This is a genomic window from Bradyrhizobium sp. CCBAU 51753, assembly GCF_015291565.1.
In the GTDB taxonomy this organism is placed as follows: domain Bacteria; phylum Pseudomonadota; class Alphaproteobacteria; order Rhizobiales; family Xanthobacteraceae; genus Bradyrhizobium; species Bradyrhizobium ivorense.
Genome location: NZ_CP030037.1, coordinates 9,074,070 through 9,092,055 on the forward strand (window position 1 = coordinate 9,074,070; position 17,986 = coordinate 9,092,055).

13 protein-coding genes are annotated in these 17,986 nt (G+C 65.4%); 3 read left to right on the plus strand and 10 right to left on the minus strand.

Going from position 1 to position 17,986, the window contains the following annotated elements:
* Window positions 1-37 precede the first annotated feature (37 nt).
* Window positions 38-964, plus strand: a complete 927-nt coding sequence (locus XH93_RS41610) for an MBL fold metallo-hydrolase (protein WP_139864997.1) — start codon at window positions 38-40, stop codon at window positions 962-964.
* Between the two features lie 371 nt (window positions 965-1,335).
* The gene (locus tag XH93_RS41615) at window positions 1,336-1,662 is read left to right on the plus strand and encodes a hypothetical protein (RefSeq protein WP_194471888.1); all 327 of its coding nucleotides are present in this window, start codon (window positions 1,336-1,338) and stop codon (window positions 1,660-1,662) included.
* A 305-nt stretch (window positions 1,663-1,967) separates the two neighbouring features.
* Here XH93_RS41615 and XH93_RS41620 read toward each other — a convergent pair whose 3' ends face one another.
* The 8 genes from XH93_RS41620 to XH93_RS41655 all read right to left on the minus strand — a co-directional run bounded on the left by XH93_RS41620 (window position 1,968) and on the right by XH93_RS41655 (window position 12,186).
* Entirely contained in the window at window positions 1,968-2,390 is a 423-nt protein-coding gene (locus XH93_RS41620) for a CBS domain-containing protein (protein WP_172627224.1), read from the minus strand.
* 844 nt (window positions 2,391-3,234) lie between these two features.
* Window positions 3,235-3,705 carry an aminoacyl-tRNA deacylase gene (locus XH93_RS41625; protein ID WP_172627225.1) on the minus strand — a complete coding sequence of 157 codons (471 nt, stop codon included), beginning with the start codon at window positions 3,703-3,705 and terminating at the stop codon, window positions 3,235-3,237.
* A gap of 227 nt (window positions 3,706-3,932) precedes the next feature.
* Entirely contained in the window at window positions 3,933-4,745 is an 813-nt protein-coding gene (locus XH93_RS41630) for a pentapeptide repeat-containing protein (protein WP_194471889.1), read from the minus strand.
* Between the two features lie 43 nt (window positions 4,746-4,788).
* Window positions 4,789-5,109: a hypothetical protein gene (locus tag XH93_RS41635; protein ID WP_194471890.1), complete on the minus strand. Its 321-nt coding sequence runs from the start codon at window positions 5,107-5,109 to the stop codon at window positions 4,789-4,791.
* Between the two features lie 31 nt (window positions 5,110-5,140).
* Window positions 5,141-9,961 (minus strand): NAD-glutamate dehydrogenase, encoded by a 4,821-nt coding sequence (locus tag XH93_RS41640; protein ID WP_194471891.1) that lies wholly within the window; start codon window positions 9,959-9,961, stop codon window positions 5,141-5,143.
* Between the two features lie 341 nt (window positions 9,962-10,302).
* Complete coding sequence (locus XH93_RS41645) at window positions 10,303-10,584, minus strand: hypothetical protein (protein WP_139865002.1); 282 nt, start codon at window positions 10,582-10,584, stop codon at window positions 10,303-10,305.
* 171 nt (window positions 10,585-10,755) lie between these two features.
* Complete coding sequence (greA, locus tag XH93_RS41650) at window positions 10,756-11,238, minus strand: transcription elongation factor GreA (RefSeq protein WP_139865003.1); 483 nt, start codon at window positions 11,236-11,238, stop codon at window positions 10,756-10,758.
* Between the two features lie 135 nt (window positions 11,239-11,373).
* Window positions 11,374-12,186 (minus strand): helix-turn-helix domain-containing protein, encoded by an 813-nt coding sequence (locus XH93_RS41655; protein WP_194471892.1) that lies wholly within the window; start codon window positions 12,184-12,186, stop codon window positions 11,374-11,376.
* 112 nt (window positions 12,187-12,298) lie between these two features.
* Between XH93_RS41655 and XH93_RS41660 the strand changes: the two genes are divergently transcribed.
* Entirely contained in the window at window positions 12,299-13,495 is a 1,197-nt protein-coding gene (locus tag XH93_RS41660) for an MFS transporter (RefSeq protein WP_194471893.1), read from the plus strand.
* Window positions 13,496-13,502: 7 nt separating this feature from the next.
* Here XH93_RS41660 and XH93_RS41665 read toward each other — a convergent pair whose 3' ends face one another.
* A complete protein-coding gene (locus tag XH93_RS41665) occupies window positions 13,503-16,652 on the minus strand; it encodes an efflux RND transporter permease subunit (protein WP_194471894.1) in 3,150 nt (1,049 codons plus the stop codon).
* The gene (locus XH93_RS41670; protein ID WP_246799450.1) at window positions 16,649-17,827 is read right to left on the minus strand and encodes an efflux RND transporter periplasmic adaptor subunit; all 1,179 of its coding nucleotides are present in this window, start codon (window positions 17,825-17,827) and stop codon (window positions 16,649-16,651) included. Before XH93_RS41670 ends, XH93_RS41665 begins: the two co-directional genes overlap by 4 nt.
* Between the last annotated feature and the right edge of the window lie 159 nt (window positions 17,828-17,986).

Here is a 17,986-nt window from a genome sequence, read left to right on the forward strand (position 1 = left end):
GCTGTGCCTGGCATCGTTCAAACCGGAGGCCGATCCGATGACGCAAGAGGATGAGCAGGAAGCCACGCCGCCTTGGGATGCAGCACGCGTAAACCTCACCTCGAAGGAGCTGGCTCCCGGCGTGTTCGCGGTCATGCCCGATGATGTGTTCACGAAAGACCATGTCGCCACCACAGCCGGCTTCGTGATCGGCGAGCACAGCGTACTCGTCGTCGAATCGATGCTGAACGGCGATCTCGCCGCACAGCTAATCGGGCTCGTACGCCAAGTGACGCCGAAGCCGATCCGCTTTCTCGTCAACACCAGCTATCACGGCGACCACGCCTACGGGAATTACCTGTTCCCGGACAGCACCGTCGTGATCCAGCATCCGGCCACCAAGCGCTACATGGAAGAGAATTTTGAGGACGATCGCCGCTTCATGATCGGCCTCATGGGCAAAGGCAAAGGCATCGAGCGCGTGCAGGCACGCGCCGCCGACATTACCGTCCCCGACATGATCGGCATCGATCTCGGCAGTCGCATCGTCGAAGTCCGTCACTTTGGCTTCGCACAGACGCCGGGCGACCTGGTCATCTGGGCCCCGGATGCGAAGGTGCTTTGGGTCGGCAACATGATCCAGGCGCCGTCTCCGGCGCTCCCGTGGCTTCTTGAAGGGCGGCATAGGGAGACGATGACGACCCTCGCCCGCGTGCGCGACTTCCTGCCGGACGACGCAACCATCATTCCCGGCCACGGCCGGCCGATGCGTCCCGCGGACATCGAATTCCCGCTGCGCTATCTGCGCGAGCTCGACAGCGCCGTGCGCACGGCGATCGAACAGGGTCGATCGGTCGAAGCCACGCTCGAAGCGGTCGCCATGGCTGACTACGCTGAGTACAGCCTGTTCGATTGGGCCCACAATTCCGTCAACGTGCCGGCCGCCTACCGCCACCTGCAAGAGCCGGGCAGCGAAGGCGCCTAGGAGAGAGCACATCGGGCGGCGAAACGGCGCCCTCCTCAAGGTCGTATGAGCGCTCGATGGCCATGACGCGTTTCGGCAAGCGCCAATCGATGCGATCGACATATCGATTTACATAACTGTTATTGCATTACTTTTTTCCGGTCGCCATGCGCCCGACGGCGAAAGCACGCCGATACCTGATTGCCGGCTCGCAAGATAACCCCTTTCGCTGGTAGACACAGAGTCGGAGGCAGCCTTCGCGATGGAGCAGTTCGACTCGCTCCGAATCTTCCGGGCCACGTGTCGGGAAGCGACTGCGGGTTGGCAGGTGCAAGGAAGTCTGCCCCGTTTGTGGTCTTCGCCTTTGGGCGATCAACTTGCGGGAGCAACCCTTGGCGAAAGGGTTACAGGAAGGCGAAATCAGGCAGGAGCTGCAAAGCGGCGGGCACCTGCGCAATGTCCTCATCATCACCAAGACGATTGAGGGTATGGCCGAGCACCTGGCCTATGTTCGGCCGAGCTGGCGACGCGAATTCCTGCCGCTGCGAACCTGGGGCGACAAGGAAGATCGTACCTATAAGGATTTGGATCGATTGCTGGTGCTGCTCCGCGACGACTTCGGCTACCGGGGATTCATCGGGCTCTACATGGATGGTGACCCCGATCTGGCACGCTATAGCGTACTTTCGGAAAGCGAAGACGCCAACGACAAGCCGTAACCGGACCTGGCAGAACCGCTAGCAACGCCAGTCCTGATGAACGGAACTTCGACGAACCGATCGCATCGACGGGCTGCGGCTGAACAGGACACAGACGAGATACGATATCGCCGCCGCTGTTGCCGCGAGAGCTTTTGACCGAACGCAGACTTGCATCTCGCGCACGTTCGATCTCTCATAGCGCCACGGCAAAACAACAGCGCCCATCTTCCTCGGCCGTGGTGCGCCACGTCGTTGCTCTGCCCCGGCCTGTTGCCCGACCAGGTGCTGGCCGATCTGCCGGGGTCCGGCAGACCGGCCTCGCTTCAATGGTGATGCGCCGACACGCTCTTCACGCATTGGGACACGAGATCAGCACCGGCAAACTGGCCGACATCCCCGAGGCTGATCATGCCGACCATCCGCTTGCTCTTGTTGATCACCGGCAGCCGGCGGACCTGCAGCGTTTCCATGTGATGCACCGCTTTTGCCAGGTCGTCGTCTTCCCGGCAGCAGTGGATGCCTTCGGTCATCACATCCCGCGCCGTGGTCCGCGCAGAGTTGAAGTCCTTGCTCGCAAGACCTTTGCAGACGAGGTCGCGATCCGTCACCATCCCGATCAGGCGATCGTTCTGCCCGATCGGAATGCAGCCGATGTCGCGCCCTTGCATCAATTTTGCGATTTCAGTGATTGGGGTGTCGGGGCTGACCCAATCGACGCCCTTATGCATCATGTCCTTGACCTTCATGGAGGACCTCCCTTCCAAGGCAGCAGCCCCCACGCGCGCCATTATACGACAGAGCGGGCGCGACTGCATGTGTGCTGCGCCTTGGTCCGGGCGCTTCGACAGACGGTCCCTATGATGCGCCTCAGTCGTGCGCGCAGAAGCGGCCGTGCCGGGAACCACTGGTCGAGCGCGCGAATTGCACGATTGCCTTATTCGGTCCAACTGCGGTCTTCGCACGACTCGCATTCAAACATATGAATGACAACTCCGCTTTCAGATTCCATGATCGTTCTGACGAGGGTGAGCCGTGATCCGCAAAAGCGGCAGTCATGATGAGACCGGTCCGGAACAGTGGCGATCTTCTCAGCTCGAAATAGATCCACGGCGGCCGCGTTGTCGGTTTTGGAGGTGGTAACTGCTGTTGCATTCGCGGTACGGGCATGCGTGCTTGCAAGCGTCTGGCGGGTGCTCGATCAGCGCCGGCCGCCCATGTAAGCCATCGAAGACGGCCCGCCATCGGCAACGGGCTCAATGGCTTGGGAGTAACGCGCCTGAAGCTTACGGCGATTCACGCCCTTGCGGTGTGGCGCAATCCACACTGTGGACAACAAAGCATATCCTCGTGCGCGAGGAACCGCATTGTAGCGCAATCCCATCCAGCGCGGCGGCTTGAAACGGCACTTTTTGGAGCTAACGCGGAATTGCAATTGCCATCGGCATTCTGCATGGATGGTGCCCCGAACTGGCGCGCTATTTCGTGCTTTCGAAAAAGGCTGACTTCATCCCATACGACAGAGCCGGCGCGACTGCATGTGCGCTGCGCCCTTGTCAGGGCGCTGCGACAGATCGTCCCTATGATGCCGCCTCAGTCGTGCGCGCTGAAGCGGCCGTGCCGGGAACCGGTGGTCAGGCGCGCGAATTGCGCACGGCCGAGATGAAGCAACGTCTCGTGATCGCCGGCCTCGATATAGATCTCGGGCTGCATCCGGATGCTGTCATCGACGATCACGTCGAGCCCGTAGCAGATCCCGGCGGCGGGAACCGCGCCATGCGCGCAGTCCGCGAACAGCCGATCGATCTCGCCTTCAGCGGCCATCGCGATATCGTCGCCGAAGCTGGCCTTTAGATCCGCCAGCCTGAGGTGGTGCGATGCCGGCAGCACCGCGAGCAGGTAGCCGTCGTTTCGGCGCAACACGACGGCCTTGGCCAGGCGATCACCCGACACGTGACACGCCTGCGCGGTCAGCGCTGACGACATCGTCAGCACGTGCGGGATTTCGTCGTATTCGATGTTTTCGGCAGCGAGATAGTTATGCAGTGTAGGAGAAATGGTCATGGCGTCACCTTTGGTGCGACATGCAACCATCCACCGTGGTCGGTGCCCGCCGCACGATGAGCGGCTGCGTGGTTCTCAAGGCAGAGCATACGTCCTGCCGAAGGACACTGCAATTCGATCCCTCGGGCTATTTCCGTTCCGCTGGAAACGGAACGAAAGCGCGCTTTAGCTCCTTGTTTGAGCATGATCTTTTCGGAAAACCGCGGCGCCCTTTTCCGGATCATGCTCTAGTTCGGGCGCCGCGCCAGCTCCAGGTTCCGGGCCTTGTCGAGATTGCGGGCCTCGGCCAGCGCAGCGGCGCCCGGCAGCAGGGCCGACGCAAGGTCGGCCCCGGTGAAGTCGGCGCCGGCCAGGTTGGCGCCGGACAGGTCGGCGCCGGCAAGGTCAGCCCGGCTGAGGTTGCAATTCGCCAGATTGGCGTTCTGCAGCTGCGCGAATTCGAGATCGGCGCGCGCCAGATTTGCGCCGGCCAGATCCGCATTGCGGAGATCGGCGGATTTAAGTACGCCGCGCATCAGCCCCATCGACTGGTTGCGCATGTCGGCGCTCAAATCGGCGCCGGCGAGCCTTGCCCCGGTCAGGCTGGCACCGGACAGATCGGCGGTGATGCGGGCGCCGCTCAAATCGGCGCCGCCCAGCTTGGCGCGTTGCATCTGGGTGCCGAACAGCGATGCCTTGACGAGGGACGCCCCGGTCAAATCCGCGTCGATCATCCAAGCCTGGTTCAGGATGGCGCGATCGAAGCGCGCGCCGCGCAGATTGCTCCGGTTGAGCTTGACGAGATGAAGATTGCCGCCGGAGAAGTCGAGGCCCGAGAGATCGAGCTGCGACAGCCGCTTTCCCGCCAGATCTGCCGTGCGTTGGTCGCCTTGCGGTGGCGCCTTGAGCAGCGCGTCGACCTCGGCCCGCGTCATCTCCGACGCCGTCATGTCGGGACTGTTGAGGTCGACACCGCGCAGCATGTCCTGCGCGACGGCGCCCGTCGGAACAACCAGCAGCGCCGCCATCGATATCAAAGCAACCGCGAGACGAAACGACATCGCCGTTTCTCCGCTTTCAAGGTATCGCAGCGCTTCCCGTGGCCTACGAGATCTTCGCCACGATATTGGGCCGGTTCTTCTCGAGCCAGGCGACGGCCTCGGGTCCATCGACGACGCATTCGAAGGTTTCCCAGGTCGGGTCCTCCAGGGACTCCAACTGCAGTCGCTTTGCCGCATACTCGACGAGATCGTGCAAGCGTTCGTATCCTTGTCGGTGCTCGAGGGAATCGGCAATCGCCGTGCTGGTCCATCCTCGTTGGGCCAAGTCGACAATGCTCAGAGCATCGGCCTCGCTGAACCACGGTGTGGCATCGAACTCGATGCAGCGGACATTGTCAGCGGTATGGCAGCTGGCGTGGATCATTGGATTCCTCCGTTTGCCGGCTCATTCGCCCTCAGGCCTTGACCAAATCCCCCAGCAGGTTCGCCGCCACCGTCAGCTTGGCGAGGGTCAGGCCGCTGCCGGCAATCTCCTCGACCGAGCGGCGGATCCGCGTCGCTTCGGGGTGCGCCGCGAGCCATGTCTCGACGGCCGCCTGGCCGGCCTGGCCGGTCGCCAGCATATCCGCGGCCAGCCGACGCTCGGCGCCGGCGATCTGCTCGACGGCGCGATCGATCGCCATCCGTTCGAAATAGTCGTTGGCCGGCACGCTGCGCGCGGCGGCGATGATGCGATCGAGCCGGAAATTGGCCTCTGCGGCGAAGAAGGTCGCAGCCGCATCGCCGATCGGGCGGCCGGTGCGCTCGGCAACCGTCACGATGTCGGGCGCCGAGACCAGGGCGTCGAGGTCGGCGAGTTCGCCGGCGAGGCCGGCCGGGACACCGGCGTCGGTGAGTTCCTGGCGCCGCTTGCCGCGCGCGGCCTGCAAGTCCGGCGGCAGGGCGCTGTCGAGCCCGGCGACGATCTGGCGGATCGCCGGGCCGAAGCGCGCGACGACGGCCTCCAGCCCGTCCTTGAAATCGGCATTGCGCACGTACCAGACCATGCGCGACAGCAAGAGGTCCTGCACCGACGCGTAGAGCGCCAGCTGCACCTGCCCGTCGATGCAGGCATCGAGCGCGTCGATCGCGTCATTGAGCCATTTCAGCCCGTAGCATTCGTCAACCGCCACATAGGCCATGACGATGGTCGGGATATCAGCATCGGTCTCGTCGATCAGACGCACCACGCAGGCCGGGCCGCCGCGGTTGATCACCGCATTGGCAAGGCTGGTCGCGATGATCTCGCGCCGCAGGCGATGGAATTCGACCGCGGTCGGGAATTTGTCCTCCACCTCGCGCGGAAAATACTGCGACAGTTCGCGGGCAAGATAGGGATCGTCAGGCACGCTGGTGACGAGCAGGTCGTCGTACAGCGTCAGCTTGGCGTAGGCGAGCAGCACTGCAAGCTCGGGCCGCGACAGCGACTGGCCGCGCCGTGTGCGCTCGGTGAGCGCTGCATCGTCGGGCAGGAACTCCACCGCGCGGCTGAGCAGGCCGCGCTGCTCGAGCGATTGCATCAGGCGGGCGAGGAAGCCGGTCTCGGCCACGCCCTTGCGTTCGGCCAGCGACAGCGCCAGCGTCTGCAGATAGTTGTTGCGCAGCACCAGCGTGCCGACCTCGTCGGTCATGGCGGCAAGCAGGCTGTTGCGGTCGGCGGCGCCGAGGCGTCCCTCGCGCTCGAGGCGTGCCAGCGCGATCTTGATGTTGACCTCGACGTCGGAGGTGTTGACGCCGGCGGAATTGTCGATCGCGTCGGTGTTGAGCTTGACGCCCTTCTGCGCCGCTTCGATGCGGCCGCGCTGGGTGACGCCGAGATTGGCGCCTTCGCCGATCACCCGGGCGCGCACGTCGCCGCCGGTGATGCGGATCGGGTCGTTGGCGCGGTCGCCGGCCTGATCGTCACCTTCGGTGGAGGCGCGGATATAGGTGCCGATGCCGCCGAACCACAACAGATCGGCGCGCGCCTTGAGGATCGCCGTCATCACCTCGAACGGCGTCGCCTGCGGCTTGTCGAGATCGAGCAGGACGCGCACCTCGGGTGCGAGCGGAATCGCCTTGAGCAGGCGCGAGAACACACCGCCGCCCGGCGAGATCAGCGACTTGTCGTAGTCCTGCCAGCTCGACCGCGGCAGGTCGAACAGGCGCTTGCGTTCGGCGAAACTGACCGAGGGATCCGGCGAAGGATCGATGAAGATGTCGCGGTGATCGAATGCCGCAACCAGCTTGGTCGCCGGCGACAGCAGCATGCCGTTGCCGAACACGTCGCCGGACATGTCGCCGACGCCGACCGCGGTGAACGGGGTGGTCTGAATGTCGGTGCCGAGCTCGCGGAAATGGCGTTTGACCGCCTCCCAGGCGCCGCGAGCCGTGATCCCCATCTTCTTGTGGTCGTAGCCCTGGCTGCCGCCGGAGGCGAAGGCATCGCCGAGCCAATGGTTCTTCTCGATCGAGATCGCATTGGCGACGTCGGAGAAGGTGGCGGTGCCCTTGTCGGCGGCGACGACGAGGTAAGGATCGTCACCGTCATGCCGCACGGTCGAATCGGGCGGCACGATGGTGTCGCCGTCGAGATTGTCGGTGAGCTCGAGCAGCGAGCGAACGAAGATGCGATAGGCTTCGGTGCCTTCCGCAAGCCAGGCGTCGCGATTGGACGGCGGCGGCAGGCGTTTGGGCACGAAGCCGCCCTTGGCGCCGACCGGCACGATCACGGCGTTCTTGACCTGCTGCGCTTTTACCAGGCCGAGGATCTCGGTGCGGAAATCCTGCGGCCGGTCCGACCAGCGCAGGCCACCGCGCGCAACCTTGCCGAAGCGCAGATGTATGCCTTCGACACGCGGCGAATAGACGAAGATCTCATAGAGCGGCCGCGGCGCCGGCAGGTCGTCGATCCGGTGTGCGTCGAACTTGAAGGAGATCACCGGACGCGGATGGCCGTCCTCGCCGAGCTGCCACAGATTGGTGCGGATGGTGGCCTGCACCAGATTGGTGAAGCGGCGCAGGATGCGGTCTTCATCGAGCGAGGCGACCGATTTGAGCTGCTCCTCGACCTCGGCAAGCAGCGACGTCTCGCGTGCCGCGCGCTCGGCATCCGTGGAGGCGAGGCGCGGATCGAGGCGGGTCTGGAACAGGGCGACGAGGCTGGCCGTGATCGCCGGGTTCTTGCGCAACGTCTCCCACATGTAGTCCTGGGTGAACGGCGCGCGAATCTGGTGCAGGTAGCGGGACAGCGCCCGGATGGTCGAGACTTCGCGCCAGCCCAGCGCCGTGCGCAGGATCAGGCCGTTATAGCCATCGGATTCGGCGAGATCGCGGACCACCGCCATGATCGAGGCTTCCAGGCGATGGCTGAATTCCGGGGTGATCGTGATCGGCAGGCCGTCGCTGGCCTCGATCGTCATGTCGTGGAGCCAGACCGGCGCAGGTGCCGGCACGGCGCGCGGCAGGATCTCATAGGTGCGCTCGTTGACGACACGCAGGCCGTGATTCTCGATCACGGGCACGCGGTAGGACAGCGAGAGCGGCGCGCCATGCGAGAGCACCTTCAGCCCGAAGCGGCTCGGGTCGTCCTGGTCTGCGCTGCGGTAGACCGTGATCGCGACCGGATGCTTTGCCGAGAGCTTCTCGATGGTGGCGATGTCGGAGACCGCCTGCTCGGCGCCGAACACTTCGGTGTAGCCGCCGGTAAAGGCCTGGGCATATCGGCTGGCGAGCATGCGCGCCCGCATGCCGTCGGTCGACGCGGCGAGCGCAGCCTTCAGCTTGTCGGCCCAGGTCGCGGCAATGGCGCTGATCCCGGCCTCGAGCGTGGCGCGTTCGACGGCCGGGGTTTTGCCCTCGTAACGTCCGATGATGTAGTGGACGCGCGCCAGCGCGCCTTCCGGAAACGATACGTAGGAGGCGGACAGCCTCCCCTTATAGACCTGCGACAGGAAGGCCCCGACGCGGGTGCGCACGTCGGTGTCGTATTTGTCGCGCGGAATGAAGGTGAGGATGGAGACGAAGCGATCGAACTTGTCGACCCGCGCCAGTGCGCGGACGCGCGGGCGCTCGTAAAGAATCAGGATCTCGATGACGAAATTGTAGAGCGTGTCGACGTCGATCTGGAACAGTTCGTCGCGCGGATACTCTTCCAGAATGTGCATCAGCGCCTTGCCGGAATGGCCGGCCGGATCGAAGCCGGCGCGCTGCAGCGCCCGCGCAACCTTGTGGCGGACATAGGGGATCTGCCGCACCGAGCGGGTGTAGGCGCCCGAGGTAAACAGGCCGACGACGCGCAGCTCGCCCTCGAGCCGACCGTCGGGCGTGTAGAGCTTGATGCCGACATAATCCATCCGGATGCGGCGATGGACGCGGCTGGAGACGTTGGCCTTGATGACGATCAGAAGCGTCGGCTCGCGCATGAACTCGCGGATTTCCGGCGACATCACCACCATTTCATTGCCGCGGCGCAGCACCTTCACATCGGGATCGCGCAGGATGCCGAGGCCTTCGCCGGTCGTGATGTCGTCGGCCGCATCGCTGTCGGGCGAGAAGCGATATTCGCGCACGCCGAGGAAGGTGAAATTGTCCGCGCAGAGCCATTGCAGGAATTGATTGGCCTCGGCGACCTCGTCGATCGGCAGCGGCGGCGGATTGGCAGAGAAATTCTTGATCGCTTCCTCGACACGGTCGCGCATGGCGCGCCAGTCGGCGACGCAGGCGCGGACGTTGGCCAGCGTTCTGGCGAGGCCGTCGATCAGCTTCTGGCGATCGGCATCGGCATCGAGGCGCGTGATGTGGAAATGAATCAGGCTCTCGCGCGTGCCCCTTGCGCCGTCCGGCAGTGTTTCGCCGTAGAAGCGCAGCAGCTTGCCCTGGTCATCGCGCTCCACGGCAATGATCGGGTGCGCGACGAGGGTGACTTCGATGCCCTGCTCGCCGAGCTCCGCCATGGTGGAGTCGAACAGGAAGGGCATGTTGTCGTTGAGGATCTCGAGCACCGAGATCTCGCGCCCGTCCGGCAATGTCGGATTGACGATGCGGATATCGGCGCTGCCTGCAGTGCGCCGCTGCACGTGCTCCCAGGCTTGCTCCGCCAGCAGTGCAAGCGAGACGGCATCGTATTTGGCGAGGTCCTCGATGTTGGTGTAGCCGAACAACGGCTCGGCAAAGGCCCGCGGGCTCTTGCCCGGCTGCACGGTGCCCGCGGCATCGCGGATCAGAGCTGCTCGAGCCTTGTCATCGCGCCACGCCATCGTGTCCTCCCCTTGCCGCTTGTCCGACCGCAGCCGCGATCATCCGCCTGATTCCGTAAGTGCTTCTCTTCGCACGCCGCGATGCTGCGCGAAGTCTTCGGTCTCAATGCTTCGACCCATCACAATACTACGATCCCGGAACGAACGGAGCGCAGTGTCGTGAGGCGTGCTGAAATTCCCTAGAGCGGGGTGAGGCCGAGGTCGGCGCCGGCGGGCCGCCGGATCATTGCGCAGGAAGAATCGCAAGCAATTTCAATTATGTACGAATCGGCCGGCGCGGCGCGCGCCGCGCCCAATCGTCCGGGCGGCGGTGCGCCGGTCGTGATCAAAGCCTCGATGAATCAGGCCGCCAGCGCCTGCTGCAGCGCAATCGCCTGGTCGCGGGTCTGGAAGGCGATGGCGGTGTGGCTGTAGTCGGCGGCGGACTGCGATTGGGCGATGTGATCGAGCACCTCGTGGCCCTTGATCACCATGAGATCCGGGCCGCTCTGCGACGGGAAGATGCCGACCACGACGTCGTAGGCCGTGACCACCGCGCGCAGCGCGCTTGCCTTGTCGTCGGAGGCCTCGATGAAGATGCGAACATCGGCGGCGAGATCCCGCAACTCGTCAAAGTCGATCACCTGTTTACTCCCACGCAACACACTGATCGACCGTACTGCCAACGTGCTTACTGAAACATAAAGGGGCGGCGAGGCTGATCGGGAAAATATGTCGCGCAGTTGGGCTCGGCGCGCGCGAGCGACCGCGTCCCCGGATGCGGATCAGAACGATGTCACCGCAGGTGCAGGCGCTCAGGCGATCGCGACGATCTCGAGTTCCTGATTGCCCGAGCCGACGACGTCGCCGGCGGCCTTGCCGAGCAGCGACCGCGCGACCGGCGAGACATGGGAAATCGAGCCGGCCTTCGGATCGGCCTCATCCTCGCCGACAATGCGATAGGTCTGCACGCGCCCGTCGGGGCGGCTGAACGTCACCGTCGAGCCGAACGCGACGGTGTCGGTCGAGGCGGGAGCGGGCATGATTTGGGCCGTGCGCAGCCGTTCCACCAAGTAGCGGGTGTCGCGCAAGGGAACCGCCGACTGGCGCCGCCGTTCATTGACGTCCTCGAGCTGCTGCGCGGCCTCATAGGCCGCGCGCGCCTCTTCAAGCTGCAGCTCCAGGGCTTTCAGCCCGGCCTCCGTCACCAGATTGGGATGCGGCGAAACCGGCCGGTCGGGCAGCAGCGTTTCCGACGCGGTCTCGGCACTTTCTTCCTTGGTGAACGCAACGCTCAATCTCTCATCCCTCGGTATCGGCCGCCGCCTCAGGGCGAACGAGCAGCTTAGGTCAGAAGCGGCGCGGAAGCCACCAGCACAGCGATGGCAGCCAGCGGCGTCAGCATGATGGCGAGGCTGCGGGCATATTGTGCATCACACCACGAATGCGGCACCGCGGTCCCGGGCAATATCGCTGAGATACTTCGCCGGCGGCTTGCCGAGCGCCTTCCTGAACATGGTGATGAAGGCGGTGACGGATTCATAGCCGAGATCGGCCGACACCTGCTGCACGCTCGCGCCGCCCGAAAGCTCGCTCAGCGCGACGATCAGATAGAGCTGCTGCCGCCAGCGACCAAATGTCAGGCCGGTCTCCCGCAGCACGAGGCGGGCGAGGCTGCTCTCGCTGAGCGCAACGCGCGCGGCCCACTCCGCCTGGGTGCTGCGGTCGGACGGATCCTCGGCGAGCGCCGTCGCGATCCGCCGCAGGCGCGGCTCCTCCGAAATCGGCAGATGCAGCTGCTGCACCGGCATGCGCGGCAACTCGCTCAGCAGCATCTGCGTCAGCAGCGTCTCCCGCACTGCGTCATCGTGCCCCCGGTCCGACAGCTCGATCATGAGCTCGCGCAGCAGCGGTGAGATCGACAGCGTGCAGCACTTGTCCGGCAGCGCGGCCGCGCCGGGCTCGATGAAGACGAACAGGATGCGGGCATTGGCGGTCGCGATATTGGTGTGGCGCATGCCGCCGGGGATCCACACGCCGCAGTGCGGCGGCACCATCCACAGCCCGGTCGGAACCCGGCACATCACTCCGCCGCCGAGGGCGAACACCAGCTGGCCCTTGCGGTGCTGGTGTTCGGCGACCTCGACCTTGTGCTCGGTGACCTCGAGCCGCACCGCGATCGCCGCAGCCGCGACGTCGTCAGGATCGAGGTTCGGCCAGGGGTAGCGAAGCGAGAAACCTGTCATCTGACTGAATTATGTGAATGAATTTAGCGATCGCCTGAATAGATATCTAAATTCTTCGCCCGGCCAAGTCGAGTAGCTTCCCGCGCGCCACCAATCAGATCAGGAGCATGGGATGACGATGATCGCGTCGGCGCGGACACTGAGCGGGCACGGGCCCCTGTTGATCGGCATCATGCTGATCGCCGCGACGCTGCGGGCGCCGATCACCGGCGTGGCGCCGCTGCTCGGCGTGATCCGCGACAGCAGCGGGATCAGCGCGGCCGAGGCGGGAGTTCTGACCACCCTTCCCTTGCTGGCGTTTGCCGCGATCTCGCCGTTTGCAGCCATGCTGGCGCGCAAATTCGGCATCGAGCGAGCGCTGTTCGGCGCGCTGCTGGTGATCGCCGCCGGGATTGCGTTGCGCTCGACCGGTCCGGTCTGGGCGCTGTTCGCGGGGACCGCCACGCTCGGCGCCGGCATTGCGGTCGGCAATGTCTTGCTGCCGAGCCTGCTGAAGCGGGACTTTCCGAGCCGGATCACCGGCATCACCGGCGCCTACGCGATCACGGCCGGGCTGGTCTCGGCGCTGGCGTCGACCACGGCAATCCCGCTCGCCGGCCTGCCCGGATCGAACTGGTATCTGGCGCTCGCCAGCACCTTGATCCTTCCGGCGGTCGCGCTGCTGGCCTGGCTGCCGCAGCTTCGGTCGGATGCGATGCCCGCGGCTGAGATCGCTGCGCCGCCGCAAGGCGGGCCGATCTGGTGCTCGGCCCTCGCCTGGCAAGTCACCGGCTTCCTCGGCCTGACCTCGCTGGTGTTCTACATCGTGGTCGGATGGTTGCCGGCGGTTCTGGTGGAGGCCGGCTATCCGGCGGCAGTGGCGGGCTCGTTGCACGGCCTGTCGCAATTGGCGACCGCGGTCCCCGGCCTGATCCTCGGTCCGGCGGTGCGGCGCATGAAGGATCAACGCGCCATCGCGGTCGCGGTGTCGCTTGCGACCGGCGTTTCGTTGCTGGGGCTCTGGCAGCTTCCCGCGCTGGCGATGCTGTGGGCCGCGCTGTTCGGCTTCGGTGCGGGCGCGGCATTCATTCTCGGGCTGACCTTTGTCAGCCTGCGGACCTCGCACAGCCATCAGGCCGCAGCGCTGTCGGGCATGGCGCAATGCGTCGGCTATTCGCTGGCGGCCGCCGGCCCGCCGCTGGCCGGACTTGCCCATGACGCAACCGGCGGCTGGGGCATCGCGCTCGTCGCCTGCATCGCGGTGACGTTGCTGATGGCCGTGCTCGGCAGCCTTGCGGGGCGCGCGACGACGATCCGGCTCGATCGGTGACGCGCCGTCACTCCGCCTGCGGATGCACCGAGGCGTCCGGCCGCTTGCCGACGCGGCGCTTTACGCCCTCGCGCATGCGCTGGAAGGTGACGTAGAGCATCGGCACCAGGAAGATGCCGATCGAGCTTGCCGCGAGCATGCCGCCGAACACCGCGGTGCCGACGGCGCGGCGGCTGATCTCGGCGGCGCCGGTCGCGACCACCAGCGGCACGAGGCCGAGGATGAAGGCGATCGAGGTCATCATCACGGCGCGGAAGCGCATCTGCGATCCGGTGATCGCGGCGTCGACGATCGGACGGCCGGCCTCGCGCTGCTCCTTGGCGAACTCGACGATCAAGATGCCGTTCTTGGCCGCGAGCGCGATCAGCACCACGAGGCCGATCTGGCCGTAGAGATCGAGATTCAGCCCGGCGAGCTTGATGGCGAGATAGGAGCCGAGCACGCCGACGGTCACCGACAGCAGCACCGGAATCGGAATCGTCCAGCTTTCGTACAGCGCGACCAGGAACAGGAAGGCGAACAGCACCGCGAGCGCGAGGATGATGCCGGTCTGGCCGGAAGCGGCCTGCTCCTGATAGGCGGTGCCGGTCCACTCATAGGAATAGCCCGCGGGCAGCGTCGTCTTGGAGATGTCGGCCATCGCCGCGATCGCGGTGCCGGACGAGATGCCGGCCGCCGGCCCGCCGTTCACGGTGACCGAACGGTAGTTGTTGTACCGGGTGATCACCTGCGGCCCGGTGACGATCCGCAAGGACGCGATCGAACGGATCGGCACCATCTCACCGCCGGAGTTGCGCACATAGATCTGCCAGATGTCGGGGATGTCGCCCCGATCGACCGCCTCGCCCTGCACGTTGACCTGCCAGGTTCGGCCGAACAGATTGAAGTTGTTGACGTAGATGCCGCCGAGCGTGGCCTGCAGCGCGGTGAAGACGTCGCTCATGTTCAGCCCGAGCGCCTGCGCCTTGGCGCGGTCGATGTCGAGATAGATCGACGGGTTGGTCGCGGTGAAGGTCGAGAACACGCGGGTCAGCCGCGGGTCGCGGTTGGCCGCGCCGATCAGGCCGCCGGTCACGCTGCCGAGCGCGGCGGGATCCTGCCCTTCCAGCGCCTCGAGCTGATATTCGAAGCCGCCGGAGGTCGACAGCCCGATGATCGGCGGCAGGTTGAACGGCAGCACGGAGGCCTGGCGGATCTGCGTGCCGGCGCCAAAGGTCTGCCGGATCGCGGCCTGCACCGAATCGTTGGCCGCCTTGCGGTCCTCGAACGGCTTCATGCGTGCCACCATAAACGCCGAGTTGGGCTCGCTGGCGCCGTCGAGCAGCGAGAAGCCGATGATCGACAGCACGTGGTCGACCGCCGGATTCTTCTTCAGGATCGCCTCGACCTGCTTGGTCGCCTCGCTGGTACGGGCCACCGACGCGCCGTCGGGCAATTGCACGGAGATGAAGAACGCGCCCTGGTCCTCCTCGGGAAGGAATCCCGTGGGCGTGATTTTGGACACGCCGAACACCGCGCCGGCGAACACCAGAACCGCGACCAGCGACAACACGGCCGCGCGCAACAGCCGCCGCACCAATCCGGCGTAGCGGTCGCGGACCCAGTCGATACCGCCGAGTATTCGCCCCATGATGCCGCGGCGCGGCCCGCCGTGGCGCAGGAACACTGCGCAGAGCGCCGGCGACAATGTCAGCGCGTTCAAGGCCGAGATCACCATCGCCGCGCTGATCGTCACCGCGAACTGGCGGAACAGCGTGCCCGAGATTCCGGGGATGAACGCGATCGGCACGAACACCGAGAGCAGCACCAGCGAGATCGCGATGATCGGCGCGGTGATCTGCGCCATCGCCTTCTTGGTGGCGTCGGCCGGCGACAGTTCCGGCTCCTCCTCCATGACGCGCTCGACATTCTCGACCACGACGATGGCGTCGTCGACCACGATGCCGATCGCGAGCACCATCGCCAGCAGCGACACGGTGTTGGCGGAATAGCCGAGCGCCAGCAGCACCGCGAAGGTGCCGATCAGGCTGACCGGCACCGCGACCGCCGGAATCACAGTGGCGCGCAGATTGCCGAGGAACAGGAACACCACGATCACGACCAGCACGAAGGCCTCGCCGAGCGTCTTGATCACCTCCTTGATGGTGTCGGTGACGAAGCTCGTGGAATCGTACTGCACGAGATAGGTCAGGCCCTGCGGAAACCGCTCCGACAGCCGGGTCAGCGTCGCCTGCACCGCCTTGGCCGTGGTCACGGCATTGGCGCCAGGGGCGAGATAGATGCCGATCGGCACGCCGGGATTGCCGTCGATCCGCGATTCCGAATCCATGTTCTGGGCGCCGATCTCGACCCGGGCGACGTCCTTGATCCGCAGCACCGATCCGTCCGGATTGGCGCGCAGCACGATGTTGCCGAACTGCGCCGAGGTGGTCAGCCGCCCCTGGGTCTGCACGTTGAACTGGAACTGCTGGTCGTTGCTGATCGGGCGCGCGCCGATGCGGCCGACCGGCGCCTGCACGCTCTGGGCGCGGATCGCCGCGATCACGTCCGACGGCGCGAGGTTGAGGCTGGTGAGCCGCTGGGTGTCGAACCAGATCCGCATCGAGTAGTTCAGCTTGGCGAACAGTGAGGCCTGGCCGACGCCGGGCGTGCGCGAGATCGCGTCGAGCACGTTGATGATGGCGTAGTTGGTGATGAACAGCGGATCCTGCTCGCCGTTCTTCGAGTACAGCACGATGAACTGCAGCACGGCCGAGGACTTCTTCTGCACGACGAGGCCCTGCGCCTGCACCTCAGTCGGCAATTGCGCCAGCGCGCTCTGCACCCGGTTGTTGACGTTGACGGTGTTGATGTCGGGGTCGGTGCCGAGCGCGAACGAGACCGTCAGCGTGTAGCTGCCGTCATTGCCGCTGGTCGACTTCATGTAGAGCATCTTGTCGACGCCGACGACCTGCGCCTCCAGCGGCTGGGCGACGCTGGATTCTACCACTTCGGCGGAGGCGCCGGGAAACACCGCCGTCACCGTGACCTGCGGCGGCACGATGTCGGGGAACTGGGCGACCGGGATCTGCAGCAGCGCCAGCGCGCCCGCGATCGTGATCACGAACGCAATCACGATCGCGAGCCGCGGACGATCGACGAAGACCGCTGAGATCATGGGTTGCCGCCCGACGCTTTTGTGCTGCTGCCCGCGCCGCTTTCCGCCGAGGCCTTCATGCTGGACTGGATCAGCGCGCTGGCCGGCCCCGGCGCGACCACCTCACCCGGCCGCACCTTCTGAATTCCTTCGACGATCACCTTGTCGCCGAGCGCAATGCCGTTCGTCACCGCCGCGATCGTCGAGGTCGACTGCCCAAGCTCGATCCGCTTCTGCTCGGCCTTGTTGTCGGCGCCGACGACATAGACATATTCGCCCTGCTGATCCGACAGCACCGCGGAACGCGGGATCGCCAGCACCTCGACGGGCTTGACGCCTTCCAGCAGCACGGTGACGAACTCGTTGTCGGTGAGCTCGCGGACCGGGCCGCCGGTTTCCGCGGAATTGTACAGCGGCGGGTTGGGAATGGTGCCGCGCAGGGTGATGGTGTCGGTGTTCTGCGCGATGGTGTTGTTGACGAAATCCAGCGCACCGACCTTGTCGTAGAGCCGGCCGTCCGGCAGGCGGACCCGGATCACGACCGCCTTGAAGCCGCCGGTGGTCGCGTAGCGTTCGCGAAGGTCGAGCGACTCGCGCACCGGCACCGGGAAGGTGACATACATCGGGTCCTGGCTGACGATGGTGGTCAGCGTTCCCGAGCTCGGCGTCACCACGTTGCCGTCGGTGACCGCGGTGCGCCCGATCCGGCCGTCGATCGGCGAGTGAATCATCGTGTAGTCGAGATTGATCTGCGACAGGTCGACCTGCGCCTGCGCGGCCTGCACCTGGGCCTCGAGGCTCTGCTGGTTGGCGACCGCCGCGTCGACGCTCGATTGCTGGCCGGCCGGCCCGCCGAGCAGGGCCTTGGCGCGGTTCGTCGTCAGCACCGCGTTGGCCAATGTCGCCTGCAACTGCGCGACCTGCGCCTTCTTCGATGCGAGGTCGGCCTCGAACGGCCCGCGCTCCAGCTGATAGAGCAGATCGCCGGCCTTGACCTCGGCGCCCTCGACAAAGTTCCGCTTTTCCAGGAAGGCGGTGACGCGCGCGACGACGTTGACGCGGTTGGTGGCCTCGATGCGTCCGAGAAACTCATTGGACTGGATCACCGGCCGCTTGATCGCCTCGATCACGCCGACAGCGGGCGGCCCGGCTGGACCGGCCTGGGCATGGGCTGCCGAAATTCCCGCGAGCGCCAATCCTGCCGATGCGAGAACACCCGATACGAGACGACTTGATAGGCGAAGGCTTGCCAATCGACCGCGCACGCTTGCCGCACCATTCATGTTGTCCAACCCTCTTCCGGCTACCGGCGGATTTCTACCAAGCAGATCTGACGTCGAGTTCCCTTAGCAACG

What these genes read in the sequence shown, in the direction of transcription:
- XH93_RS41610 (WP_139864997.1), top strand. Translation starts at nt 38, where the DNA reads ATGACGCAAGAGGATGAGCAGGAAGCCACGCCGCCTTGGGATGCAGCA.
- XH93_RS41665 (WP_194471894.1), bottom strand. Translation starts at nt 16,652, where the DNA reads ATGATCTCAGCGGTCTTCGTCGATCGTCCGCGGCTCGCGATCGTGATT.
- XH93_RS41620 (WP_172627224.1), bottom strand. Translation starts at nt 2,390, where the DNA reads ATGAAGGTCAAGGACATGATGCATAAGGGCGTCGATTGGGTCAGCCCC.
- XH93_RS41655 (WP_194471892.1), bottom strand. Translation starts at nt 12,186, where the DNA reads ATGACAGGTTTCTCGCTTCGCTACCCCTGGCCGAACCTCGATCCTGAC.
- XH93_RS41640 (WP_194471891.1), bottom strand. Translation starts at nt 9,961, where the DNA reads ATGGCGTGGCGCGATGACAAGGCTCGAGCAGCTCTGATCCGCGATGCC.
- XH93_RS41660 (WP_194471893.1), top strand. Translation starts at nt 12,299, where the DNA reads ATGACGATGATCGCGTCGGCGCGGACACTGAGCGGGCACGGGCCCCTG.
- XH93_RS41625 (WP_172627225.1), bottom strand. Translation starts at nt 3,705, where the DNA reads ATGACCATTTCTCCTACACTGCATAACTATCTCGCTGCCGAAAACATC.
- XH93_RS41635 (WP_194471890.1), bottom strand. Translation starts at nt 5,109, where the DNA reads ATGATCCACGCCAGCTGCCATACCGCTGACAATGTCCGCTGCATCGAG.
- XH93_RS41630 (WP_194471889.1), bottom strand. Translation starts at nt 4,745, where the DNA reads ATGTCGTTTCGTCTCGCGGTTGCTTTGATATCGATGGCGGCGCTGCTG.